Here is a 24,995-nt window from a genome sequence, read left to right as displayed (position 1 = left end):
ATGAATAACAAAGAAGTTGAAGATATCTATCCGCTTTCACCAATGCAGCAGGGAATGATGTTCCATAGCCTCCTTACCCCTGAGTCGGGAATGTATGTCGAACAGCTGAGCTGCCTCATTACGGGCAATCTTGACGTCCCGGCCTTCCGCCTGGCCTGGCAGCATCTCATGGATGAACATGCCGTTCTCAGAACCTCATTCCTGAGTAAAGGCTTGAAGGAACCCCTGCAGATTGTTTTTAGAAAAGTTGAAGTCCCTTTTGAAATTGTTGACTGGGAGCCTTTGACTGACAATAAAAGGGAAATTGAATTTCAAAATTACTGCCTCGCTGAGCAGATGAAAGGCTTTGACCTTTCCAGAGCCCCGTTACTCAGGTTTACTCTTGCCCGTGCTGGAAAGGACTCTTATTATTTTATCTGGACTTACCACCACATACTCTTGGACGGGTGGTCAATGCCTTTGCTCTTCCGCGAGGTGATGCTTATATACGAGGCACTCTCAAATGGCAGGCAGTATTCATATAAACCCGTTACAACTTACAGGGACTATATTGTCTGGCTGAAAAAACAAAACCTTAATGAAGCCGAAAATTTCTGGCGTAATGCACTTAAAGACCTGGAAGCCCCTTCACTTATCTCAAATAATCATAACGAAAACAAAAATGAAAACGTCTTCCTGGACATAAAAGACAGCCTGCCGGAAGAGTTAATGAATCATCTTCAGGAATTTGCATCTGCAAACCATCTGACCATGAATACTATTGTCCAGGGTGCCTGGGCAATTCTGCTGAGTATATATACCCGGCAGAAGGACGTTGTCTTTGGTGCCGCTGTTTCAGGCAGGCCCGTGGATTTACCGGGTGCAGAAACAATTATCGGTTTATTAATAAATACTCTGCCGGTAAGAACCGGTATCCTCCCGGAAAAGAAGATTGCCGGGTGGTTAAGTGAACTGCAGATTCACCAGCTGGAAATGAGACAGTATGAATACACTCCCTTAAGCCAAATCCAGAAGTATACCGGTATCCCGAATTCTCTGCCCCTGTTTGATACACTGCTGGTTTTTGAAAATTTCCCCGTGGATGCACTTAAAAATGCCGAAGTAAAAGGGATCCGGATCAGTAACGTTCTGGCGGCGGAAAAAACAAATTTCCCCCTTGTCCTTGTTGCTCTTTTGAGCAATACTCTGGAGTTCCGCCTGATTGCTGACGAAGAAAGCATTAAACCTGCTATTGCCCGGAATATGCTGGAGAACCTTAAAACCATAATCGGCTCTTTTGTTAAATTTTCAGATGGCAGGCTTTCAGATGTGGAAATCCTTTGCGAAAGGGAAAAACAGGAAATCCTGAGATATTCTCTGAATCCTGCCGGAGATGAAACACATTGCCTCCACAGACTCTTTGAACTCCAGGCTGAAAAAACTCCTTCCAACACCGCCATCGTGTTCAACGGGAAAAAACTTTCCTACTCGGAACTTAATAAAAAAGCTAATAAGCTGGCTCATTACCTGATAAGCCTTGGTGTTAAAAGAGACTCCCTGGTCGGGGTGCTTGCCAGCCGCTCAGAAGAAATGATAATTGCAATTCTTGCGGTTATGAAAGCAGGAGCCGCCTATGTTCCTTTTGATCCTAACTCACCATCTGAAAGAATAGAATTTATTATTAAGGATGCCGGGCTTAATGTTATTGTTACCCAAAGTGACAACGGGGAAAAACTTCTTAAGAACCATCAGAAGCTGATTCTTATCGATCAGGAATGGGGGACAATTGCCCGCGAAAGCAGCCATAATCCCAATGAGACTTGTACTCCTGACAACCTTGCCTACGTTATTTATACTTCCGGCTCCACCGGCAAACCAAAGGGAGTGCTCATTAGCCATTCCGGCGCCAGCAACTTCGTTAAAGGTTTTTCAATCCCTCCCGGCATGAATTCTAATGAAAGGGGATTGCAGTTCTTCTCTCTTAGCTTTGACGGCTCGGTTGCAGATATCTTCCCGGTCCTCACCTCAGGCGCCGCTTTATACATACCTGAAAGGGAGACTTTGCTCGATAACAGAAAAACCGAGGAGTTCATTCGCGAAAATTCAATTACCTATATGGTCGCTACTCCTTCAATCCTGTCTTTACTGGATGAGAACAAGATTCCCGGGCTGAGAACCATAATTTCGGCAGGGGAAATATTAACTAATGACATGGCACAAAGATTTTCCTCCGGAAGAAAATTCTTCAATGCTTACGGCCCTACAGAAACTTCAGTCGGCGTAACAATGTACAGCATTGACGGCTCCAAAAACTATCACCCGTCGGTTCCAATAGGCAGCGCTTTAATAAATACAAAGCTCTTTATTCTTGATGATGAATACCGGCTCGTGCCTGCGGGCTGCGTCGGAGAATTATATATCGGAGGTCCCGGCCTGGCGCGCGGTTATCTGAATATGCCGGGCCTTACGGCTGAAAAATTTATTCCAAATCCGTATGCCTGTTGCCCGGGCGAGCGGATTTATAGGACCGGCGACCTTGTAAGACTGCTGCCTGAAGGGAACATTGAGTACATAGACAGAATTGACCAGCAGGTGAAAATCAGGGGCTTCAGGGTTGAATTGGGTGAGATTGAATCTGTAATACGCAGCTTCCCCGGGGTGTGTGACGCGGTTGTCCTGGCCAGAGGAAATAATTCTCAGGATAGGAAAATTGTAGCATATATTATCCCGGATGAAGAGGCGGAACTTGACATCCCGGAATTAAAAAAATCCTGCTCTCTTGTTCTGCCAGACTATATGACGCCCTCCAGGTTTACTTTTCTTAAGGAATTCCCTCTTAACGGTAGCGGGAAAATTGACCAGAAGGCACTCCCTGAGCCTGAGGGTGAACTGACAGATAAAAAACTGACCTATGTTGCTCCAAATGATACCTGGGAGTGCAGCCTCGTCAGGCTTTATGAGGAAATCCTGGACGTTCATCCGGTAGGAATAAAGGACAGCTTCTTTGAGCTGGGTGGGCATTCACTACTGGCAATAAGACTGATGGATCTCATACAGGAAAGACTCCATAGAACTATCCCTCTTGTTACCATCTATCAGAACCCGGCAATTGAGAGCCTGGCTCCTTTCCTGAGGCTTGATGACGAGAGGAAGCAATCTCTTATCATCGATATGAAAAAAAACGGCTCCATGGAACCCCTTTTCTTTGTGCATCCTTCAGGAGGAAGCGTCCACTGGTACTCTGACCTGGCAAAACAAATAGATACTGAGATCCCTTTCTTTGGCATACAGGCCATCGGCATAGACGGTAAGAACAAACTTGATGATTCAATTGAAGTTATGGCTTCCAGATACGTCGGAGATATTCTTCAGAGGCAGCCGCGCGGCCCTTATTACATCGGGGGCTGGTCCTTTGGCGTAATCCCGGCCTTTGAAGTCGCCTGCCAGCTCATGGCGCTCGGGGCTCAGGTAAACATGCTGGCTTTGCTTGACTGCGGTCCAACTATCCCTTATGAAGAGCCCGGAGACAGCGCGGAACAGCTGGCCGTTATGTTCCAAAAACATTTCCAGGTGGATCCTGACTTTTTAAGACAAATGGACGAGCAGGAGCGTTTTGCATACGTATTTAAGCTGGCTAAAAAAAATGGCATAATACCTTTTTTCATAAGGCTGCCTGAATTCTCTTTTTATATACAAATTCTTAAAACTAATCAGCTGGCGTGGCGCAGCTATAAGATAAAAACATATCCCGGCCAGATCACCTTTTTCCGCTCGGAGGAAAGCAGAGCCGATCCCTCACTGGCGCCCGATATGGGCTGGGGAAAGTATTCCTCCAAACCCGTTAATGTTATTGACGTCCCGGGCAGCCATATCAGCATGATGCAGCCCCCGGAGGTCAGAACGCTGGCTGGTAAACTTAATTCTTTAATCAGAAACCTCAGGGAAAACCGGGACTATGAACGCCTGAGTGAACCGATGCCCTGAATGTTCAATCAGATGAAAGTACAAGGAGTAAAAAGTAATGCCGAAAAAATTATTAAATAAGAATTTTATATTGCTCATGCAGGGTCAATCGATAAGCCTCCTGGGCAATCAGGTGTTCAATATCGCTGCAATATTTTGGATTAAGCATTTGACAGATTCCGCCAGCCTGATCGGCCTCATCGGGATGGTCTCCAGTATCCCGGCTATACTGCTTTCTTCAGTGGGCGGGGCCGTTGCGGACAGGTATTCCCGCAGGAAAATCCTCATATTCTGCGATGCCTTAAACGGCATCGGCGTCCTTATCTTAGCCGCTGTGCTTTATTTCAAACCCGATCAGTCGGACCTGGTGCTGGCCTCATTCTTTGCAATTTCTCTTCTTATATCCATTATTAATTCTTTCTTCCAGCCTGCTATCAGCGCCGCGGTTCCGGACCTTGTACCAAGGGATAAGATTACAGGGGCCAATTCACTCGACCAGGCTTCAGAACAGGTTATGACTTTCCTGGGGCAGGGTATAGGCGGGGTCCTCTTCAGAATGCTGGGAGCCCCATTGCTGATCTTGTTTAACGCGGTTTCTTTCCTATTCGCTGCTGTTTGCGAAATATTTATTGAGATACCACAGAAAATTCCTGAAAAAGGGAAGAACTGGAAAGACCAGTTGGCACACTTTAAGAGCGACGTAATTGAAGGCTTCAGATACGTGTGGAATAACCGCGGCCTGAAAAAAATGGTATTGCTGTTTACTTTTATCAACTTTATGACGGTGCCTGTAATAGTACTGCTCCCATTTTATGTGGAGGACTTCCTGAAGGCTACTTCCGACTGGTACGGCTTCCTGCTTGCAATGTACGGCGTCGGATCCATGTTCGGCTATATACTTGCCGGCTTGATTAAACTCAAAGGAAAACTCAGGTCCTTTACCGTCCTTTCTTTCTTTCTGGTAGAATCCTCGGGCTTTGGATTTCTGGGACTCATAAGTTCAACTTCCACGGCCCTCGTGCTGGCAGTTATCGCAGGAACACTGAACGGGTTTGTGGGGGTGTACATGATTACGGCTCTGCAGCTGACCTCTCCTAGCTCTTTAAGGGGAAGAGTTTTCGGATTCATTTCCTCTCTTGGCGGGGCTATGATCCCGCTTAGCATGGGCCTTTCGGGCTTTATTTTTGACTATACTGGCAAGAACATCCAGCTCATTTATGTCAGCTGCGGAATAATAATGTTCCTAATGGCCCTTACGTCTTTGTTCAGCCGCGATATCCGGAACTTCCTTGCCAACGACAATGAGCCGGATGAAATTAAAATTGGGAGTGAAATAGAAAGCACAGTTAAATAGAATCCTTATTTTCAATAATTAACACTTAACACTTATTTAATTATTATTCACAAAAAATAGTGAGGGCAATATGAGAGAGGACGAGAAGGAAGATACCACTGTTTATAAGGTGGTCGTAAACCATGAGGAACAGTATTCAATATGGCCGGCTGACAGGGAAAATCCACTCGGCTGGAAAGACGTGGGCAAGGTGGGCCCGAAGCCTGAATGCCTGTCCTATATCAAGGAAGTATGGACAGATATGCGCCCCTTAAGCCTGAGGAAAAAAATGGAAGAGGCGCAGTCTAAAAAAACAGCTGACAACTGAAATCAAATGTAACGCCTATCATTTGGCGGCGTGTCCCGTTTGGGTTGCGCCGCTTTATGGAAGGCTTTAGCAGAGGATGCAAAATTGTGCTCCTACGAAAGGAATTATGAGAACTATGCCCGGACATGACCTCCTCTCAGGCAGAAATAAATGTCTCTTAAAGGAAAATGAGATCCATGTATGGCATGTCTTTGCCGGTTCTGCCTTGCCTTCGGGACTTCAGAATGTCCTTACAGATCAGGAAATTAAAAGGGCATGCGGGTACTATTTCGCAAAGGACCGCGAGAACTTTATAATCTCCCGCGGGGTGCTTAGAGTTCTTATTGCCCGCTACTTAAATACCTCTCCTGAAAGGGTAAACCTTCTTTTTAACGAGTACGGTAAACCTTTCTTAAAGGGGGAAAAGACTTTGAAGTTTAATGTTTCTCATTCAAACGGGATACTGCTCTTTGCATTTGCCTGGAATTATGAGCTCGGAATCGACATAGAACTCATTCGCCCTGACTTCGCTGAAATGGAGATTGCAGAACGCTTTTTCTCAAAAAATGAAATGCTTGCCCTTTCCGTTCTGCCCGATGAATTAAGGAGGATCGCTTTTTTTAACTGCTGGACACGCAAGGAGGCCTATATTAAGGCAAAAGGAATGGGGCTTTCAATCCCGCTCGACTCCTTTGACGTATCCCTCTGCCCGGGTGATCCTCCGGAATTACTTCGCGACCATGACGCACCGGAAGAGGCGGGAAAATGGAAATTGTTTAATCTGAATGTCCCGCGGGATTACTGCGCCGCTCTTGCTGTTAAAGGAAATCCCGGAGAAATAATACAGCTTAAATGGTCTGGTGAAATCACTAACAACTCATCTTTACTTTGTCCGTCATTTATTAGATTGCAATAATCGGACTAAATGTATTAAATATATTGTTAACATATTAATACATAGAAAAGAATAGGAGGTTCATATGCCGTCCTGGAGCAGTAAAGATGAAAGAAAATATAAGCACATAAAGGAAAGTCAGGAAAAACGGGGAACAAAAGAAAAACGGGCTGAGGAAATAGCTGCGCGGACTGTCAACAAGTCTAGACGCATCGAAGGGCGCACCCCGAATAAAAAAACGGAGGGTACTGGCAACCCGCGCCACAGCCTGCACAGCCGCACAAGAGATGAACTCTATAACAGGGCAAAAAAAATGAATATACGCGGCCGCAGCAAAATGACAAAAGATGAGCTGATTGATGCAATAGAAAGTAAGTGATTCTGTAAAATAAAAGCCGGTGCAAAACCGGCTTTGGCATCCCTCACAAAAGCAGCCCGGGAGAAGAGTAAAGTTAAAAATGGGAATTTAAAATTAACCTGATTTAAATTTGACAATTCCTTTTTATGTGATTACAATATTACACATTGTTTATGTGGCCCGGAGCTGCGTCCTTATGCTTTTTGATTTGATCTGATTCGTAATAATAAATATATGTGAGGATGCTTTATGAAAAGAAACCTGCTTTTATGCCTTGTTCTGCTGACTGTTGTTTTCGCCTGTTCCTCAAACTACTCACAGGTGACAATTACAAAGGATGACCTCGCCAGGTATTACTCCACGGGTAAGGTTATTACCAGCTACATGTATACTAAAACCGTGGACGTTAACATCGGTAAAACCGGGGGAGGAAATTCCTGGGACTTTTCATTCCTGGAATCAAATTTAGTCAGTACTACTTTAACTGTCCAAAACCCGGCTTCAACTCCTTTCTTGAGCAATTTCCCCAACTCTAACCTCGTGTTTTATGTTACCTCTCTGGGTGAGGATAGTAATTCTGAAGACTTTTTCCCCGACGTCTGGGTCTATAACCTTCTGGGGGATGACCTTGGCACACTGGGTAACGGCGGCAGGGGAAAGGTAATGGGACTTGAAGTTAACAGCACTACGTACAACAAACCTGCCTATATCCTGATGAAACTGCCTGCTGCATATGGACAAACCTGGACGCAGAATTATTCCGACAGCACCGTGAGCAAGGCCGGCGGAATTAGTACTTATAGCACCGGCAGCTCAACGGTTAATACCACGGTTGATGCCTACGGAGTAATGAAGATGCCGGGCGGCTATAGCGTGGAGGCTATAAGAATTAAAAGGGATATCGACGGCTACCTTAACTCACAGTACGGCCAGCAGTCAAGAAGAAGGGTTATGGAATACGTTTTCCAGGGGAAAAATGGTGATATGGTAAACATCGCTGCGCCGGACCTTACGCCTCCTCCCGGCGGAATATTGAGAACAGGGGAAATTGTCTGGACGCAGAGCAGGGCTACTGACGTACAGGGAAAAGTCCCTGTAGTAAATAATTTTTCTTTGAGCCCTAACTACCCAAACCCTTTTAACCCGGAAACAATACTGGAATATTCACTGCCTGAAGAGACTTTTGTGGATATAAAAGTTTATGACGCCCTGGGCAAGGAAATCTCCCGGCTTGTAAGCAAAACTGAAAAACCGGGCTCCTACAAAATCAGCTTTAACGGGAGTCTTCTGCCCGGCGGAATCTATTTCCTGCACATGAAAGCTGGAAATTTCAGCGCCGTCCGCAAAATGGCTCTCATCAAATGATTAAATGAATTAAAAGGCGCCCTGGGCTCTACCCGCGGCGCCTTTTTTATTTGCTTACCATGCTTTCATCACACAACGGCAAAAATCGCTGGCAGCTTAAAATAATATAAATGATTTTTTGTGACGCACGTCAATGCAATTCTTCTTTAATTCTAAAGGGTCAAATCTTCTTTGTTTGTAACTCCGTTTTTAAGTAAATCATATTATTCACTGACTAAAGTCTGAAACTGCTGAAGTTAATCAGGCTTGTTTTGTGCCTTTTTAATAAACTGGTCACGTGTATGTTCTTTGAAATTTAATCTTTCTTAAAAAAGATTTTTCAGCCCTTTGAAAAAACGCTTTCTTTCACAATATACATTTATGTTTGGAGGGCAATTATGATTAAAGCAAAGGTACGATTTGTTATTATTGCAGCGATGTTGCTTGATTTATTATCTGTTACTATTTATGCCGAAAGCGCCCATGGTTCTGTTTTCTCTTTTACCCGCGGATCTCTTCCCGGTGACAACACGGTATTGACTGCCGGAATGAATGCAGCTAATGACCCATTGCAGGATGAAAGTTCCATTGGAACTCTCTTTACAAACACTAATTCTCCCGAGGATACTTTAACTCTTAAGGATTCTACTGAGGCCGGTGCCCCAATAGGCAGGGAGGGGAGCCAGATGGCTCTTTTTGCTGCCAATACCTGGATCTTCGTCTCTCCAGCCTCAGGTGCCTACACCGGGACGGTTACCCTGTCTGCAACCTTAAGAAAACTAATCCCCCCGACTGCAACTGTAAGCGGCAGGACAATCATCTTCAAACTGGATGACAGGACTGTAGGCAGCGCAGTTACCGATAAGGATGGTGTTGCTACTCTTCCTGATGTCCGCCTGCCGGATAATCTGAATGTTGGCATTCATCTGGACGCCATACACGCCGAATTTGCAGGCGATGGGAGCTATAAGAAAAGTTCAGGCATTGGAGTCCTCACTGTCACATACGCCCCTACAGAACTTAGGGTTGATAATATAACTGCTCCTTTCGGCTCTACCGTAACCGTAAGGTCAACTCTTATATCATCTTTTACGGGTAAGGGGCTTAAGGATAAGGTGATTACTGTCCTGATCAACGATGAGATTAAAGGCATGACCGCAACTGACGCAGATGGCGTTGCCGTTATGGATATTGACCTGGGCAGCATGAGTGTTGGAACTTACCCCATTTTAGTAACCTTCCTTCAGGTAATAGGAAATTATTCTCCAAATACAGCCACGGCAACTCTCAGGATCGGGGAACGCCCGACCAGCCTGGCAGTGGAGAATGCAGCCGGTATTTACGGCGACACTGTAACCCTCAGGGCTGCTCTTTCTTCACTGGGCCTCCCGCTTGAAAACAGGACGGTCACCTTTAGCGTAAACGGAAACCCTGTGGGAACGTCACAAACTCTTTCTGATGGTACAGCATCCCTTCAGTTCAGCCTGGCCGGTATCGATGCAGGATCCTATCCCGGGGCCATTAAGGCAGAATTTGCTGCCGAGAACTATGCACCCAGCTCCGCCTCGGGCGACCTTATAGTCCAGCAGGCTCCCTCTTCAGTCGTTGTTCTTAATGCAACGGGAACATACGACGGGAAAGTTACTCTTAGCGCCCGGCTTACTGCCGCTTCATCTAATACCCCTCTTTCCGGAAGAACACTCTATTTTAAGCTTAATGGTACGGATAAAGGCAGCGCTGTTACGGGCGACGACGGCCTGGCAGCTTTGCCTGAAGTCTCCATTGCAGGCATTCCTGTTGGAACGTATGACGACTACATAGAGGCAGCTTTTACACCTTTGGACGGAAATTATGCCCCGGCTTCTGGAAAAGGCCGCTTGGAAGTCAGCATGGCTGCAACCTGTATTACTGTTAATAAAATTACGGCTGTCTACGGCAGCAAAGTCGACCTTGAGGCTACTCTTACTGCCTATGACGCTCCTCTGCCGGGTAAACCCATTGAATTTCGTATAAATGGCCAGTTCGTTGGGGCTGCCATAACCGGTGCCGATGGTAAGGCCGTCAAAAACTGCATCGATCTGACGGGACTTAGTGCAGGCATCCATCCCGGTGCCTTCTGCGCGACTTTTGTTGAAGCCGATCCTTATAAAGGGTGCAGCAGTTATGCAGATATCGAAATTACCAAGGCATGCACCTGGGTTTCAGTCGGGGATGCAGAGGTGCAGTATTCCGACCTGGTTACAGTTACAGCCGTTGTAACCTCAGCCGCACAGGAAAACCTTAATTGTTCGGGCGGCCGCGTGGAATTTAAATACCAGCTGAAAAATGGGCCCATGAATACTCTGGGCACAGCTTCTCAGGCCGAAGTTCGTGATGGACATCTCCGCTTCAGCTTTGAATTTGCCTGCGGCCTCGATCCCGATACTTATAAAATACTTGCGGAATTTACTCCCTCCGACCAGGAGAATTTCAACAGCTCATGCAATAAGGCTCCTTATGGATCCCTGCTGGTTGAAGCCGAGAACGCCCTGGTTGAATATACCGGCCCGCAATACTTTTCGGCACCTTCCTGCGGCAGCGCTGCTGTTACCTTGTCTGCAGCCATAATAGATACTAATGACTGCAGCCGTGGGGACATTTCAAATGCAAGGGTCGAATTTAGGGAAGCTGCTTTGGGGGCTTTGTATAATGACTGGGAGGTGCAGGCGACAAACCTTCCCGTTTTCTTAACTAACCCGGCAGACAATACTATAGGCTCTTCAACCACACAGCCGTTCAGCAGGACGTTAAGCCAGGCGGAAGTAAACGGGACAATATTTGACGTCTATACAAAGGTTAGAGGTAATTATACCAGGCTAAGCAGTCCTTCACTTGTCACTATCGGAATTCCGGGAGATAACCATATCTCCGGCGGCGGATTTGTTGTGCCTGACTTGCCGGCAGGGAAGTACCGCGCTAAACTGGGATCAAAAACCGATTTCGGCTTCACGATGAAGTACGATAAATCTTGCCAGAATGTCCCGGGATTGGTAAGCTTAATTATCCGCGGCGAGAATGGCAAAATCTACCAGGTCAATAGCACAAGCGTAAATTCACTCTCAGCTTATACGATTGACAAAATGCCCGGAAAAGCCGCAAGTTTCACCGCCTCGGCTGAACTGATAGATATTACTGACCCTTTTAACATGGTTACACTGGGACGGGACCTCTGCCTTACAATCGGGATCTATGAGGAAAGTACGGATAAGCAGATGAATGCCATCTCAATTACTCTTCTTGGCGAAAACTCGGAACTCCTTTATTCAAATAACTGGGACGGCTCTAAAACCCTTCCTCAGAGGCTGAATATGAATAACGGCAGCGGAACTATTAAAGTGCTTGGCTCGGCAGTGCTCTCTTCTGTCGAAGGGGAGAAGGTTATCCCCAAAGAATATGCACTTTTCCAGAATTATCCTAACCCGTTTAACCCGAGTACTACAATACAGTACGACTTGCCCGAGGATAGCAGGGTTAGAATTGCTGTCTATGATATACTGGGTAAGGAAGTATCCCTGATCGCTGATGGCGAAATCCCGGCCGGAAGGCACCAGGCCGTGTGGAATTCTCAGGATCACGGCTCTTTTGCCTCCGGTATCTACATACTTCGCATTTCCGCTGAATCCCTTAACAGCAGCAAAAACCTGATCTCCACAAAAAAAATGCTCCTGATAAAATAACAGACTGCACATTCCTTTAAGATACAAGACGGGCTGCTTATCTGGCAGCCCGTCTTTCTTTTATTCTCTCCTGGAAAAAAGAACTTTTAATTGATTTCTGCAGTTCTAAAAATCATTCAAAAGACTCTTTCTTGTTATGAGCCTTTATGTTAAATTGCCTCTGGAAAAAATCCGATAATATGTCTATTATTATAGCAGGAGACTATAGGAATGTTTAGAATGGATAAGCTTTCAATAAATACTTTTATTGCCGCAATTGACGACCTGGAGGTAAGCCAGTACAAGGTGCTGGGCGTGCTTAAAAGGTACAAGGACCAGCTGCGCCAGCATAAAATTTACCCGGTCTTAACCGACCTGATAGAACTGATGAACCTGCTGGAGGAGTTATCAAGCAAGAAAAACCGGTTTCAAAGCCTTTTCCCGAAGAAAATCGAAAAGCTGGACCTCAAAAATAAAAAGATAGTCTACAGCAATGAGGATTATTCAGACGCCGACGTGGAACGCTTGTTCGAATTCATCAACTGGGCTTACCCGGAAATTGAGGAAACACTGACTGAGGCCAGGGCAATCCTGGAATTCGTAAAACAGAATATCAGAATTGAAGAGGTTGGAATTGTCCCTATCTACAGGAACGAAGGCTACTTTTTTGTCCCCGATAACAGACAGCTCCAGGAGCAGGTCTACCGCTTCGAAATGTCTTTTCTTCCAACAGGAGATATTTCGTTTAATGTGATGAAAACAAGCTTAATTGAAACACTTCGCATCTCCAGGCTTACATCACAGGCTTTTGCGGAACTAAAAATGGACCTCATACGCCGCCACCCCGAAATGCCTAACCCGGCTGCCTTTAAGTGCGAAACCGACCTCGATTTCCCGTTCGATGAGACGATTTTCCCGATTGCCAAAAGCATACTGGCTAAAAAACTTGCCGCCTGAGGTCCGGGGCATGCCCTGACAAAACACCGAAAATTTATTCTGAAATGGCTATTTGGCTATTCACGGGGGCTTCCTGTCTTAAAAACCTTCGTGATTGTGCTGCATCCTGATATTATGCTGAGACTTAAAAAAGCAGATAGCTTAAGTTTTTCATTTTATGTGCGATCATAAACTAACTAAGGTGAGATAAATATTAAATCCTTGATTTCCATCCGTAATTAATCAAATATGAATTCAGTGTTACTTACAAAATTCCAGGAACTAAAGTCCCTTAAAATTGATTTGCAATAATATCAGGCAAAAAAAGGTAAAATTAATGGCAAATCTTCCGGATGTCCTTTTTTACCATTGCTTAAGGAAACTAATTAGAATGTAAAATTGTATTATTAATATCAAATAAATCTCATAAAGTTGGGAACAAAGCCGTTAAAATGTTGTTTTATTGCTGAAAATCTTGATTTTTACTGGGAAAAGTGTTATTTATCGGTTTTGATTATTTTGGATTTTGCAGATTTATTGTTTTTAGAATGGTAATAATATCAGGAGTTAAGGTCTATTGAAAATAACAAAGCAATTTACTAACAGGGAAAGTCAGTCTCTCGATAAGTATTTACAGGAAATTGGCAAGGTAGAGCTTTTAACCGCAGATCAGGAAATTGAGTTAGCCCGGAGGATCAGGAATGGAGATCAGGCCGCTCTTGAAACTTTAACTAAAGCCAACTTAAGGTTCGTTGTCAGCGTGGCAAAACAATACCAGAACCAGGGCCTCTCCCTTGGAGATCTCATAAATGAAGGAAACTTGGGCCTCATCAAAGCTGCAAAGAGATTTGATGAAACTAAAGGCTTCAAGTTTATCTCTTATGCTGTATGGTGGATCCGCCAGTCAATCCTTCAGGCTATTGGCGAACATTCACGTATCGTCCGCTTGCCCCTTAACAGAGTAGGCGTTCTTAATAAAATTGGTAAAGCATACAACTCACTCGAACAGGAATACGAACGCCAGCCTAGCGCAGATGAACTGGCTAAAGAGCTGGATATGGACGTCAGTGAGGTTACTTATGCCCTCGAAATCGCAGGACGCCACGTCTCTATGGATGCTCCTTTTTCTCAGGGTGAAGACAACAGCAACAATCTCCTCGATGTTATCCCTAACGAACAGGAGGCTGCACCAGATACCAGCTTAATGAGCGAATCACTCAAAAGCGAAATTGAAAGCGCACTTTCCACTCTTACTGAAAGAGAGGCTATAGTAATCAGGTACTACTTCGGCCTGGATACCGAAAACTCGCTTACTTTGGAAGAACTCGGCGAAAAACTGAACCTGACAAGAGAAAGAGTCCGCCAGATCAAGGAAAAAGCACTCCGCAGACTCAGACACGCTTCCCGCAGCAAAAACCTTATGGTCTATTTAGGCTAAAAGTTTTTGCTTTTACATAATATTCATTGAAACCGCCTCTTTTTCATCAAAAAGGCGGTTTTTTTATGCTTAATCCCGCATCCGGACCTTAATTAACCTGGTTTCATATTCCAGCATTTAAGCTCCCTGCGCAAAAATGCACATCTGGGCCCCGGACTTTTCATAAATAAAATGGGGGAATCTAAGGGTGGTAAGTTTTAATCTGTCAGCAAAAACTTCCCGCTACACTTTTGCTGACAGATTTTAACTTACTAACATTTATCAAAATTGCTTTTCCCATTAAGGCATTATTATTCATACCTCAGGTCATTTGCCGGGTTAGCCGTTGCCGCCTTAAAGGCATGGAAGCTTACAATAAGAAATGTTACTGCAAATACCAGAAACATGGAAACAGGTATGATCCAGAAGGGGAAATGAATCCTGAATGAGAACTGCTCTAACCACTTCTGCATAAAGTAGTACGCCGGAGGAATTGCCAGAACAGATGAAATGGCTATCATCTTCATAAAATCTTTTGATAAGAGAATAATTATCTGTAAGACTGTGGAGCCCAGCACTTTCCGGATCCCGATCTCTTTTGTCCTTTTTTCCGCCCCGAATGAGGCCAATGCAAAAAGTCCCATGCACGCAATGAATATCGAAAGAAATGAAAACACGTCAAAAATGTCTTTCATCCTTTTATCTGCCTCATACTCCTTCTGCAGGGTTTCCTGCGGGAAGCTGAAGTCAAAAGGATACCCCGGGGCTAACTTTTCCCATTTGTTTTTAATGCGGCCGATTGTCCCCTGGATGTCCTCAGAGGAAATCTTAATTTCCATGTTGTTCCTGTAACTCCTGCTTACGTATAATACCAGAGGTTCAACGGGTGAATAAAGAGGCCAGTAATTGAAATCATTTACAACGCCTATTATACGCAGTCCCTGGCGTCTTGCAGGAGCATCAAAATAAGAAGTAAATTCCTTGCTGAACAGATTCATGGCCTTCAGCTTCCTTGCGGCCGTTTCGTTTACAATAATTGAGCTCACGGTGTCTGAGGAGTATTTTTCCGAGAAGTCGCGCCCGGAGGTTAGACGCAGCCCCATGGTCCTGATGAAATTGTAATCTATTCCCATGAAATTAATATCCATAATACTCTTATCCTGAAGTTCAAGTGAAGACATGAATTTCATGTGCACGGGATTTGTTGATGAAGCTGTAACGTCCTTAATTCCCTTAAGCTTTATGAACTCGTCCCTTAAAAGACTGTATTTATTAGTCAGGTAATCGTGCCTTAAGGGAATAATAATGGTCTTATCAATATTGATCCCCAGGTCCTTGTTTAGAATAAAACGGAACTGCTCGTTTATTATCAGTGAGCATATAATAAGCGCAATTGTAATTGTAAACTGCAGAACCAAAAGACCTTTTCTTATTCCGTTTCCGCCTTTGCCCGGCAGTTTTGCCTTTCCAAAAATCTGCGCCGGCAGAAATGATGAAAGAAAAAATGCAGGGTAAGCTATTGAAAACAGCGAACTAAGTAAGCCTGTCAGCATGGCCGGAAAAAGATTGCTGAGGCTTAAGGCGATAAGCTTCCCTGTAAGAATGTTAAAAGATGGCTGCAAAAGTCCCACCAGAACAAAAGACAGCAGCAGTGCGGTCAAAAGCAGTATTGTATTTTCAAGCATAAACTGTAAAATAATATCCTTGCGTCCGGCTCCAAGAGTCTTTCTGATTCCAATTTCTCCGGTCCTTTCAGTATATCTTGCATTTGAAAGAGAAATAAAGTTAATCAGTGCCACAAAGAGCAGCAGGAACCCTACAGATGTGAAAATATAAATGCTTGTTATGCTCCCGTTCGCCTCAATATCAAAAATGTAATGCGATTTCAGGTGAATATCCCTGAGCTTTATGGCCTTAAGTGTCCATGAGCCATTTGATTTTGGCACAGATTCCTTTATAAGCCTGGATATCCTGGCATAAAAGTCACTAACCCGTGCTTTGGGCGATAAAAGCACGTAAGTATATACCTGAACGCCTCCCCATTCAGAGCTGTAACCGGGGTTTTTTGCTTCTATAGTTGAAAATGAGGCGAGGAAGTTTGCGTGAAAATGTGAATTCCCCGGCATGTCTTTCATTACACCTGTAACAGTAAAGTTGTTCTCCGCTCCGTAAAGTTTTATGTTCAGTACCTTGCCCATTGGACTCGAGTTTCCGAAATACTTAGCCGCCATCGATTCGGATAAGACAATTGAATAAGGCTTTACTAGAGCCTCATTCGGGTTCCCGTTTACAAGGGGTAAAGTGAAAACCTGAAATACTGATGCGTCTGCACTGTAAAAATCATCTTCATTGAAAAGATTGTTCCCGTATTTAACAACAACATTTTTCCCCGGCCCGTTCAGCCTCACGGCGTTTTCTACACCGGTAACGTTTTTTAGTGCCGCAGCTGCGGCAGGAGCCGTCATTGCCATCTCCATATCCGACGGATCCTGCTTTACATAGCTGTGTATCCTGTATATCCTGTCCGCCTTTTCATTGAATGCGTCGTAACTGTTTTCATTTTCCACCCATAGCATAATGAAAGTAAAAGCTGTAAGCGCCATTGAAAGGCCCAGTACGCTTATAAAAGAATAAGACCACCTTTTCTTTAAGTTCCTTGCGGCAATAATAAGGTAATGTTTCAGCATTTTTAACCGGTATTGAAATAAAAAATTGAAAATTATTAAACTCTGTACAATTAACATACCAGAAGGGAAAACTTACGCATAATAAGAAATAAATAGCTGAATCCAGGGGGATCCGTTGTTTTATATGTGCGCTAAAGGACATCTCTGTACGGAAACGGACATTTTCATTGGTGTCTTTTCTTTTGGCTTAAAAGCCCGATTTTTATTATTTTGATTCATTATATGTGTGCTTCTTATTAAAAGAAAGAATACCCAATGAAATCTGTCCTCCTTACAGGAATAAAAAAACTGGAACTAAAGGACACCCCGGTGCCCGAAATTAAACACGATAACGAAGTCCTCCTCAGACTTGCCACCGTCGGCGTCTGCGGCTCCGATATCCACTACTTTAACGAAGGCCGCATCGGCGACCAGGTGATTACTTTTCCGTTCTCTATCGGACATGAATGCTCGGCTATTGTTGAAAAAGTTGGAACAGGCGTGAAAAAAATTAAGCCGGGTCAAAAGGTTGCCGTGGAACCCGCAATATCCTGCGGACACTGCGACCAGTGCCTATCTGGCCGCCCGCACACATGCCGTAATCTCCGCTTCATGGGCGCTCCCGGCCAGTATGAAGGATGCTTGTCTGAATATGTTGTAATGCCTGAGGAAAACTGCTTTGTAATTGACGAGAGTATGTCCTCTCTTAACGCGGCCCTCGTTGAACCCCTTTCAATCGGCGCCTACGCCGTTAAGCTTGCAGGAGAAGGGGATTATAAGAACATCGCCATACTGGGCTCAGGACCCATTGGCTTAAGCGTGCTCCTGGCTTTGGAGAAAAATCCCGGAAGAAAAATATTCGTTACAGATAAACTTAACTACCGCCTGGATGCGGCAAAAAGGCTCGGCGCCTTCTGGACTGCCAACCCCGGTCAAACAGATATCGCAAAATCCTTAAACCAAATTGAACCCCTGCAGATGGATATTGTCTTTGAATGCTGCGGACAGCAGCAGGCGCTGGACCAGGCAGTGGACATACTTAAACCGGGCGGCAAACTTATGATCGTAGGCATTCCGGAGACGGATACCATTCAGTTCAACATAAGTAAACTCAGGCGCAAGGAAATTACCATTCAAAACGTCAGACGCCAGAATAACTCTATACCCGATGCTATCAGGCTCGCTTTAGATAACCCTCAGGCCGCGGAAACGATGATTACTCACATCTTTAATCTTAACGAAGCCCAGAAAGCTTTTGAAACTGTTGCCGCATATAAAGACGGCGTTATTAAAGCCATGATTAAACTTGGCGACTAAATTTCCAGCGGGGGAAAGGAAATGAAAAAATATTCACTGGGACTCGATTTCGGCACAAACTCCTGCCGCGCTATTATTGCGGACCTTTCTGACGGAAGTGAAATAGCCTCCGCGGTTTTTAACTACCCATCGGGCCAAAGCGGCATAATTACAGATCCCGGGAACCCTTCGGTCGCCAGGCAGAATCCGCAGGACTATATTGAAGGCCTGGAGTACATAATTAAAGCCTCAATTGAATCCGCCCGCAGCACTAAGGACTTTGATGCCCGGGATATTATCAGTATCGGCGTCGACGCCACCTCAAGCAGCGTTCTTCCCGTAGATGAAAACATGACCCCTTTATGCATGAAGCCTGAATTTAGGAATAACCTTAACGCCATGGTCTGGCTCTGGAAGGATCATTCGAGTATTAGTGAGTCTGAAAAAATAACCCGCCTGGCAAAGGATAAACGCCCTCTTTATCTCATGAAAATTGGAGGCGTGTACTCCGTCGAATGGTTCTGGAGCAAGATCCTGCACTGTTTAAATGAAGACCCTGAGGTTTTCCACAAGGCTTTCAGCTTTGTTGAAATATCGGACTATATACCTGCCGTTTTAACAGGGGAGACTGACTCCCGTAATATTAAACGCTGCATCTCTGCTGCAGGCCATAAGGCGATGTATAACGATGAATGGGGAGGACTTCCTGACGAACAGTTCCTTGCTCTCGTTCACCCTGAACTTGCCCTCCTGAGGGGAAGGCTTTATGAAAAAGCCGTCCCATCCATAATCCCCGCAGGAAATCTTTCCAGGCTCTGGGCAGAAAAACTTGGGCTTTCTGAAAGTGTGGTAATTTCCACGGGTTGCGTTGATGCACACGCGGGAGCCGTAGGCTCAGGAATTGAACCCGGCAAACTGGTTAAAATTATAGGCACCAGCACGTGCGACATGATGATATGGCCCAAGGATAAACCGGTTAATTACCTTCCAGGCATTAGCGGCGTCGTCCCCGATTCAATTGTCCCTGGATACTACGGCATTGAAGCCGGGCAGCCTGCTGTTGGCGACATGCTCCTCTGGTTCGTAAAGGAACTTACTCCCGCTGAATATGGCAATACTCTAAAGGAGAAGTTTAACAGCCTGGGCCTTGAGGCCATGAAGCTCTCGGCAGGGGAAACAGGTCTCCTGGCACTCGACTGGAATAACGGCAACCGCTCGGTTTTTATGGATCCCCGGCTAAGCGGCCTCATACTGGGGCAAAGCCTCTACACCTCGGCACCTGAAATCTACCGCGCTTTAATCGAATCTACCGCCTTCGGGGCACTGACAATCATTAACAGACTGGAAGAAAACGGGCTCGGCTTTAAGGATATTATTGCATGCGGAGGCTTGGCGCTTAATAACCCTCTCCTAATGCAGATCTATGCCGATGTAACGGGTAAGACCATTCACCTGGCAAAAAGTGAACAGACCGGTGCCCTGGGTGCCGCAATCCTTTCAAGCGTTGCAGCAGGGAAAGAAAAAGGCGGCTTTATGAGCCTTGAAGAAGCCCGCGGGAAAATGACAGGAATTGCAAAATCCTATTATCCTGACGCTGAAAATGGTAAAACGTACAAAGAGCTCTTTTCCTTATACACACAGCTTTATGAATCCTTCGGAACAGCCTCATGGCACGGAAACCTTAGTAACGTCATGAAAACTTTAATTAAAATCCGTGACGAAAAAAGAAAATTAAAATAGAATTAATAATGAATAAAATCTTGGAAACAAAAGAATTTTCTTCAAAACCCCGCCGCTCCGTTTTGTCGGTGCCGGGACATATACAAAAAATGCACCTTAAGGCATCTAAATCCAACGCCGACGTTATAATGCTCGACCTGGAGGACAGCGTACCCGTCGACTCTAAAGAAGAAGCCAGAAGTGTGGTCCTGTCTTCTCTTAAAGAAACCGACTGGGCAGATAAAACCGTTTCAGTCAGAGTAAACGCGGTCGATACACCTTTTGCATATAAGGATATTATAAGCCTTGTAGAGGAAGCAGGAGATAGAATAGATTCAATTGTTATCCCTAAGGTGGAAAGCACTGCCGACTCCCATTTCGTAAGCCGCCTTTTGGACGGCATTGAAAGCAGCGCCGGGAATAGAAAAAAAATCGCCCTTGAACTCAGCATCGAAACTGCCGAAGGCATGGAAAACATTTCTGAAATCGCCCGCTCCACTGAAAGAGCCGTCTCTTTGGTCTTCGGAATAGCCGACTTTTCTGCCTCCATCGGGGCGCGCCTGATATCAATTTCAGGTCACGGTGAAAATGAAGAGGCTATCTACCCCGGCCACCGCTGGCATTACGCCTTAAGCCGTATGGTTGTGGCGGCAAAGGCAAATGGGCTCCAGGTAATTGACGCCCCCTTCGGAAATTATAATGACCCCGAAGGCCTCAGGAAATCCTGTGAACTCTCCCTTGCCTTGGGCTGCGACGGCAAATGGGCAATCCATCCCTCGCAAATTGACGTCATAAATGAAGTTTATTCTCCATCCCCGGAGGAAATTGAACGCGCCAGGAGAATTGTCGAAGCCCACATGGAGGCGGAATCCCAGGGCCGCGGCGCCGTATCGCTCGATGGCCGCATGGTCGACCGCGCAACCATCCGCTTGGCAAAGGCCCTGCTTAATAAAGCGGAATATCTGGGTTTGAAATAAATAAACCGCGGTCAGCGGGAAAGTATTTCTTTTACCTTGTTCAGGTTCTCATTTGAGACCAATATAAGTAAAATATCCCCATTTTCAATTGTTGTCCCTCCGGATGGCACAATATAGTTTTCATTGCGGTTTATAAGGACTACCAGGCTGTCGTGAGGAAGCCTGAGCTCTACAAGCGATTTCCCCACGTTCTTCGAGCCCTCAAAAACATAAAAGTCCACCAGGTCTGCATCCATCCCTTCAACCTGCGAAAACTCAATCGGGGATTGCGGCACTTTCACCTCCGGAGTATCAACCTTCAGGAGCCTTGCCATGGGGTTTATTGTCCATCCCTGAAGCAGTGCCGATGTAAGCACAATAAAGAAAACAAGACTAAAGAAAAAACCTGCTCCCTGAACGCCATACATCAATGGGAAAGTTGCCAATACGATCGGAACCGCACCTCTTAATCCAACCCACGAAATAAAGAGCTTTTCCCTGAAGCTGAATTTTGAAAAGATCATCGAAATAAACACACTCAGCGGCCGGGCAATAAAGATCAGAAAGAACGACAATAAAAGCCCGCTTTCAGTTACTTTTATCAGCCTGGAAGGAAATACAAGAAGTCCCAGTATCAGGAACACACAAATCTGGCTTAACCACGCCATGCTGTCGAAAAACCTGTTCAGGACTTTTTTGTGAACTATTTCCTGATTCCCGATTACAATGCCCGCAATATAAACGGCAAGAAAACCGCTGCCGTTAAGTAAGGCTGTAGCTGAATATACAAAACATGCAGACGCCAGCAGTAATACCGGGTAAACACCCTGGTAGGGTACTTTTAGATAATTTATAAGGAATGCAATCCCTCTTCCTGAAGCTAAACCAATTACAGATCCCAGCCCCATCTGCATCAAAAACAATCCAAGCAGATTCCAAAGGGAAGTATCCGGCTTCAGATTTAACTGTATAAGCCCCAGAGTAAGAAAAACCGCCATCGGATCATTACTGCCCGATTCCAATTCAAGAAGCGGTTTTAGCCTGTTCTTCAGCGAAACATTCTTTGACCTCAGTACCGCAAAGACTGCTGCTGCATCGGTCGAGGATACAATTGAACCGATTAAAATACAGGCCAATAATGAAAGGTCAAGCACCATGTAAGCCAATAGACCCGTAATTATTGCCGTAAGAAATACTCCCAGGGTTGCCAGGCTTAAAGAATCCCTTAAAACCGGCCTGACCTCTGTCCAGTCGGTGCCGAGTCCTCCGGAAAAAAGTATAAATATAAGCGCAATAATACCTACTGTCTGGGCAATATATGCGTTATCAAACTCAATGCCTCCTATTCCCTCAGAGCCTGCAAGCATGCCTATGCCAATAAAAAGTAGCAGAGTAGGAATTCCAAGATTATGGGAAAATCTTGCGATCCCGATACTTATAAGTATCAATATAGACGATATCAGTATGTAATATTCAACAGGGATCATTAAGCCTCAGTTTTATGTTATTTTATATAACGCATGGGTTAACTTGCCCCATACAAAAAAAGCCGCCTCGTTTATTTCCGGGCGGCTTTTCTTCAACTTTCGAAATCATGAACCTTTATTATAATACTTCATCGCTTCGGGAATTTCATCCTTAATCTTATTTATTCTGCTCTGATCCGAAGGATGGTCGCTTAAAAACTCCGGAGGGGCTCCCTTGCTCTGGGCTGCCATTCTCTGCCAGAAACTTAATGCCGTATTAGGATCGTAACCCGCCATTGACATGAATATAAGCCCCAGGTGATCCGCCTCGCTTTCCTGCGTGCGGCTGAAAGGCAGCAGTATTCCTACCTGTGCTCCCACCCCAAAGGCTGCCATAAAGAGCTGCTGAGTCTGCTGCGGCTTGCTCTGAAGTGCTACCTGCAAGGCTACACCTCCAAGCTGGGTTAATAGGCCCTGACTCATCCTTTCATCGCCATGCTTTGCCACAGCATGCGAAATCTCGTGCCCGAGAACCACCGCCAGACCCGACTCATCCTGCGTCAAAGGGAGTATCCCCGTATAAACAACAACCTTTCCTCCCGGCATGCACCAGGCGTTTACTTCCTTGCTTTCAACAAGATTAAACTCCCACTGATAGCCCTTCAGCTGATCCGAAAGGTTATTATCGGCCATGTATTTTTCTACTGCATGCTGAATCCTCTGACCTACACGCTTTACCATTGCCGTGGCATTGGCGTCAGTACTTAACTTATTCTGCTTTAAGAATTCCCCGTACTGCTGGAAGCTCATGGACAGCATCTGCGAAGCCGGTACCAGGTCCAGCTGCCTTCTTCCCGTAAGCGGAACTGTACTGCATTCCAGAGAAAATGCGGCAAGCAAAAGGAACAACAAATAAAATTTCTTAAATCGCTTCATATCTCTTCCTCTTAAAAGAAAATGCTTTAATTGAAAAAATGTCCTATATATTTAAGGTAAAAAGGAAATGCCCTAATTTCAAACCCTTACCAATTCATACAATACTGCTACAAAAACTCAAAAATAGGTCAGTACCCGGGATGTTACTGTATTTTAAGTTAGTGATGTCCATTTTGAAACTGTTCTTGCTGAATGTTTAGAATTATAAAATAATAATTTGATCCCGATTGGAACTAAAAGCCTTATTGGGTCTTTTATTTAGATTTTCTTCTATCTTGGAGTCAATATTAAATTAAAAATATCCGAACCGCAAATCAATTTAGCCGGCAAAATAATCTAAAACAAACAATTGAAACGAAATAATAAAATATTCTTGACGATAATGTGTGTTATCGCTATTTTAAGCTCCAATATTTTATAAAGACCTACATAGCAAAATATTAAGAACAGTTGAACAATTTAAGACCCTACTTCTTTTTCTCACATTTTGACAAAACCTTTATATTAAAAGTGTTTCATCTTTACAGGCAATAAATAGATTAAAGACACCCAGACGGATCAGAGCATTAAAAATAAATTCCCGCAAAGATAAAGAATAGTACTATGCATGTGTTTTAGATCAGCAGATGCCCGTAATTGGAGATGTTAATCTCTGGAACTTACATTTGTAAAACAAAATACTGATCCTCTAAAAAATATTTTATTTTTTTTGAAATAATTTTCCGAAAACGCTCTTTGTCACCATATATATAAGTATACAAATAAAATATGCTTGGCGTAGATGCTAGCCAAGAGGTTTTTATTACATTAGTTCTTTAACCTTATAAATGAAAACCTCTTCTGAAATTTTCTTTTCAAGAGACAACGTCTTAAAAAACACTTTTAGCATCGGGATTTAGAAATGTTAATAATAATTCTTCAATATAATTGGATCTAATTACGATGAGAAACCTGATTATTTCACTGTTTATTTTCCTTGGTCTTAATTACAGTATCTTTCCACAAACAATACCAACAGCAACCAGTGCTGATAAAGGAAATGGGCGTGGGCTGGTTAAAGATATTGGAAACAATATAGAGCAAATAAGTGACTTTGACGGAAATCTCCTATTGAATTTTAAGACTAAACTTAGTCTGCCCAATGAAATGGGTGGCGACTTTTCCGTTATGTACAGCAACAATGTTGAGCACAGGGCATTTATGTACTGCGATCCCAATTATTCAGGATATATGGTTAATGCCCCGGAATGGATTTTAGGCTATAAGGGATATGCCCTTCAGACTTTGAATTTTGAGATCTTTAATTTTATCCATCCTGATTCCAAGGGAGAAAATGTGCCTCTGCTGGTATCTGGCTATCATTTTTCAAACAGATTAAAAGAGTTTAGTGATGATTATGATTTTATCCAGATTTTAATGGCGGATGGTTCAAAAACTACACTAAGGAATGTTGATAAGAATCAATGGGTTGGACTATATGTTGAAGATGGCAATGATAAATACGGTTATGCAAAGGTTGAAATAAATTCGGATATGCCAACTAATGGTTGTGATAATCATTACAGAAGAATCTGGTTTTATCCCGGTGACGGATTTGTATATTATTTTGAAGAAGAACCAACAGTGTATTATGGCAGCACAAGCTGGACAGCTACTGATCCTACAGCTATTTATGGGAGTGTAAATCTTTTTGTGTAAATGGATTTGAAAAAGTATACATAAGCGTAGT

The 24,995-nt window shown here is 44.3% G+C and carries 16 protein-coding genes; 13 read left to right on the top strand and 3 right to left on the bottom strand.

Going from position 1 to position 24,995, the window contains the following annotated elements:
- The 9 genes from HF312_12090 to HF312_12050 all read left to right on the top strand — a co-directional run bounded on the left by HF312_12090 (position 1) and on the right by HF312_12050 (position 14,248).
- Positions 1-3,963, top strand: a complete 3,963-nt coding sequence (locus tag HF312_12090; protein ID MCU7520949.1) for an amino acid adenylation domain-containing protein — start codon at positions 1-3, stop codon at positions 3,961-3,963.
- Positions 3,964-4,000: 37 nt separating this feature from the next.
- Positions 4,001-5,296, top strand: coding sequence for an MFS transporter (locus tag HF312_12085; protein ID MCU7520948.1), 1,296 nt, complete (start codon positions 4,001-4,003; stop codon positions 5,294-5,296).
- A gap of 70 nt (positions 5,297-5,366) precedes the next feature.
- On the top strand, positions 5,367-5,603 hold the full coding sequence (locus tag HF312_12080; GenBank protein MCU7520947.1) for an MbtH family protein: 237 nt from the start codon (positions 5,367-5,369) through the stop codon (positions 5,601-5,603).
- Positions 5,604-5,709: 106 nt separating this feature from the next.
- Positions 5,710-6,498, top strand: a complete 789-nt coding sequence (locus HF312_12075; protein ID MCU7520946.1) for a 4'-phosphopantetheinyl transferase superfamily protein — start codon at positions 5,710-5,712, stop codon at positions 6,496-6,498.
- Between the two features lie 64 nt (positions 6,499-6,562).
- Positions 6,563-6,856 carry an addiction module toxin RelE gene (locus HF312_12070; GenBank protein ID MCU7520945.1) on the top strand — a complete coding sequence of 98 codons (294 nt, stop codon included), beginning with the start codon at positions 6,563-6,565 and terminating at the stop codon, positions 6,854-6,856.
- 228 nt (positions 6,857-7,084) lie between these two features.
- Positions 7,085-8,200 (top strand): T9SS type A sorting domain-containing protein, encoded by a 1,116-nt coding sequence (locus HF312_12065; protein ID MCU7520944.1) that lies wholly within the window; start codon positions 7,085-7,087, stop codon positions 8,198-8,200.
- A gap of 377 nt (positions 8,201-8,577) precedes the next feature.
- A complete protein-coding gene (locus HF312_12060) occupies positions 8,578-11,895 on the top strand; it encodes a T9SS type A sorting domain-containing protein (GenBank protein ID MCU7520943.1) in 3,318 nt (1,105 codons plus the stop codon).
- A 210-nt stretch (positions 11,896-12,105) separates the two neighbouring features.
- Positions 12,106-12,831: a hypothetical protein gene (locus HF312_12055; protein ID MCU7520942.1), complete on the top strand. Its 726-nt coding sequence runs from the start codon at positions 12,106-12,108 to the stop codon at positions 12,829-12,831.
- A 556-nt stretch (positions 12,832-13,387) separates the two neighbouring features.
- Positions 13,388-14,248 carry a sigma-70 family RNA polymerase sigma factor gene (locus HF312_12050; protein ID MCU7520941.1) on the top strand — a complete coding sequence of 287 codons (861 nt, stop codon included), beginning with the start codon at positions 13,388-13,390 and terminating at the stop codon, positions 14,246-14,248.
- Positions 14,249-14,538: 290 nt separating this feature from the next.
- On the opposite strand, the gene HF312_12045 is transcribed toward HF312_12050, so the two are convergent.
- Complete coding sequence (locus HF312_12045) at positions 14,539-16,914, bottom strand: hypothetical protein (protein MCU7520940.1); 2,376 nt, start codon at positions 16,912-16,914, stop codon at positions 14,539-14,541.
- Between the two features lie 255 nt (positions 16,915-17,169).
- On the opposite strand from HF312_12045, the gene HF312_12040 reads away from it, so the two are divergent.
- The 3 genes from HF312_12040 to HF312_12030 are packed head-to-tail and all read left to right on the top strand — an operon-like array spanning position 17,170 to position 20,885.
- The gene (locus HF312_12040) at positions 17,170-18,210 is read left to right on the top strand and encodes an alcohol dehydrogenase catalytic domain-containing protein (protein ID MCU7520939.1); all 1,041 of its coding nucleotides are present in this window, start codon (positions 17,170-17,172) and stop codon (positions 18,208-18,210) included.
- Between the two features lie 21 nt (positions 18,211-18,231).
- Positions 18,232-19,929 carry a ribulokinase gene (locus tag HF312_12035; protein ID MCU7520938.1) on the top strand — a complete coding sequence of 566 codons (1,698 nt, stop codon included), beginning with the start codon at positions 18,232-18,234 and terminating at the stop codon, positions 19,927-19,929.
- Between the two features lie 8 nt (positions 19,930-19,937).
- The gene (locus tag HF312_12030) at positions 19,938-20,885 is read left to right on the top strand and encodes a CoA ester lyase (protein MCU7520937.1); all 948 of its coding nucleotides are present in this window, start codon (positions 19,938-19,940) and stop codon (positions 20,883-20,885) included.
- Between the two features lie 11 nt (positions 20,886-20,896).
- Here HF312_12030 and HF312_12025 read toward each other — a convergent pair whose 3' ends face one another.
- Both HF312_12025 and HF312_12020 read right to left on the bottom strand, forming a co-directional pair.
- Entirely contained in the window at positions 20,897-22,351 is a 1,455-nt protein-coding gene (locus HF312_12025; protein ID MCU7520936.1) for a potassium/proton antiporter, read from the bottom strand.
- 105 nt (positions 22,352-22,456) lie between these two features.
- A complete protein-coding gene (locus HF312_12020) occupies positions 22,457-23,266 on the bottom strand; it encodes a M48 family metallopeptidase (protein ID MCU7520935.1) in 810 nt (269 codons plus the stop codon).
- 942 nt (positions 23,267-24,208) lie between these two features.
- On the opposite strand from HF312_12020, the gene HF312_12015 reads away from it, so the two are divergent.
- Positions 24,209-24,964, top strand: coding sequence for a hypothetical protein (locus HF312_12015; GenBank protein ID MCU7520934.1), 756 nt, complete (start codon positions 24,209-24,211; stop codon positions 24,962-24,964).
- Positions 24,965-24,995: the final 31 nt, after the last annotated feature.

The organism is Ignavibacteria bacterium (genome assembly GCA_025612375.1).
Classification (GTDB): Bacteria; Bacteroidota; Ignavibacteria; order Ignavibacteriales; family SURF-24; genus JAAXKN01.
Note: the sequence above shows the minus strand (reverse complement) of the source record. Positions and strands in the feature narration are given on the sequence as shown.

What these genes read in the sequence shown, in the direction of transcription:
- HF312_12090 (MCU7520949.1), top strand. Translation starts at nt 1, where the DNA reads ATGAATAACAAAGAAGTTGAAGATATCTATCCGCTTTCACCAATGCAG.
- HF312_12085 (MCU7520948.1), top strand. Translation starts at nt 4,001, where the DNA reads ATGCCGAAAAAATTATTAAATAAGAATTTTATATTGCTCATGCAGGGT.
- HF312_12080 (MCU7520947.1), top strand. Translation starts at nt 5,367, where the DNA reads ATGAGAGAGGACGAGAAGGAAGATACCACTGTTTATAAGGTGGTCGTA.
- HF312_12075 (MCU7520946.1), top strand. Translation starts at nt 5,710, where the DNA reads ATGAGAACTATGCCCGGACATGACCTCCTCTCAGGCAGAAATAAATGT.
- HF312_12070 (MCU7520945.1), top strand. Translation starts at nt 6,563, where the DNA reads ATGCCGTCCTGGAGCAGTAAAGATGAAAGAAAATATAAGCACATAAAG.
- HF312_12065 (MCU7520944.1), top strand. Translation starts at nt 7,085, where the DNA reads ATGAAAAGAAACCTGCTTTTATGCCTTGTTCTGCTGACTGTTGTTTTC.
- HF312_12060 (MCU7520943.1), top strand. Translation starts at nt 8,578, where the DNA reads ATGATTAAAGCAAAGGTACGATTTGTTATTATTGCAGCGATGTTGCTT.
- HF312_12055 (MCU7520942.1), top strand. Translation starts at nt 12,106, where the DNA reads ATGTTTAGAATGGATAAGCTTTCAATAAATACTTTTATTGCCGCAATT.
- HF312_12045 (MCU7520940.1), bottom strand. Translation starts at nt 16,914, where the DNA reads ATGCTGAAACATTACCTTATTATTGCCGCAAGGAACTTAAAGAAAAGG.
- HF312_12040 (MCU7520939.1), top strand. Translation starts at nt 17,170, where the DNA reads ATGAAATCTGTCCTCCTTACAGGAATAAAAAAACTGGAACTAAAGGAC.
- HF312_12035 (MCU7520938.1), top strand. Translation starts at nt 18,232, where the DNA reads ATGAAAAAATATTCACTGGGACTCGATTTCGGCACAAACTCCTGCCGC.
- HF312_12030 (MCU7520937.1), top strand. Translation starts at nt 19,938, where the DNA reads ATGAATAAAATCTTGGAAACAAAAGAATTTTCTTCAAAACCCCGCCGC.
- HF312_12025 (MCU7520936.1), bottom strand. Translation starts at nt 22,351, where the DNA reads ATGATCCCTGTTGAATATTACATACTGATATCGTCTATATTGATACTT.
- HF312_12020 (MCU7520935.1), bottom strand. Translation starts at nt 23,266, where the DNA reads ATGAAGCGATTTAAGAAATTTTATTTGTTGTTCCTTTTGCTTGCCGCA.
- HF312_12015 (MCU7520934.1), top strand. Translation starts at nt 24,209, where the DNA reads ATGAGAAACCTGATTATTTCACTGTTTATTTTCCTTGGTCTTAATTAC.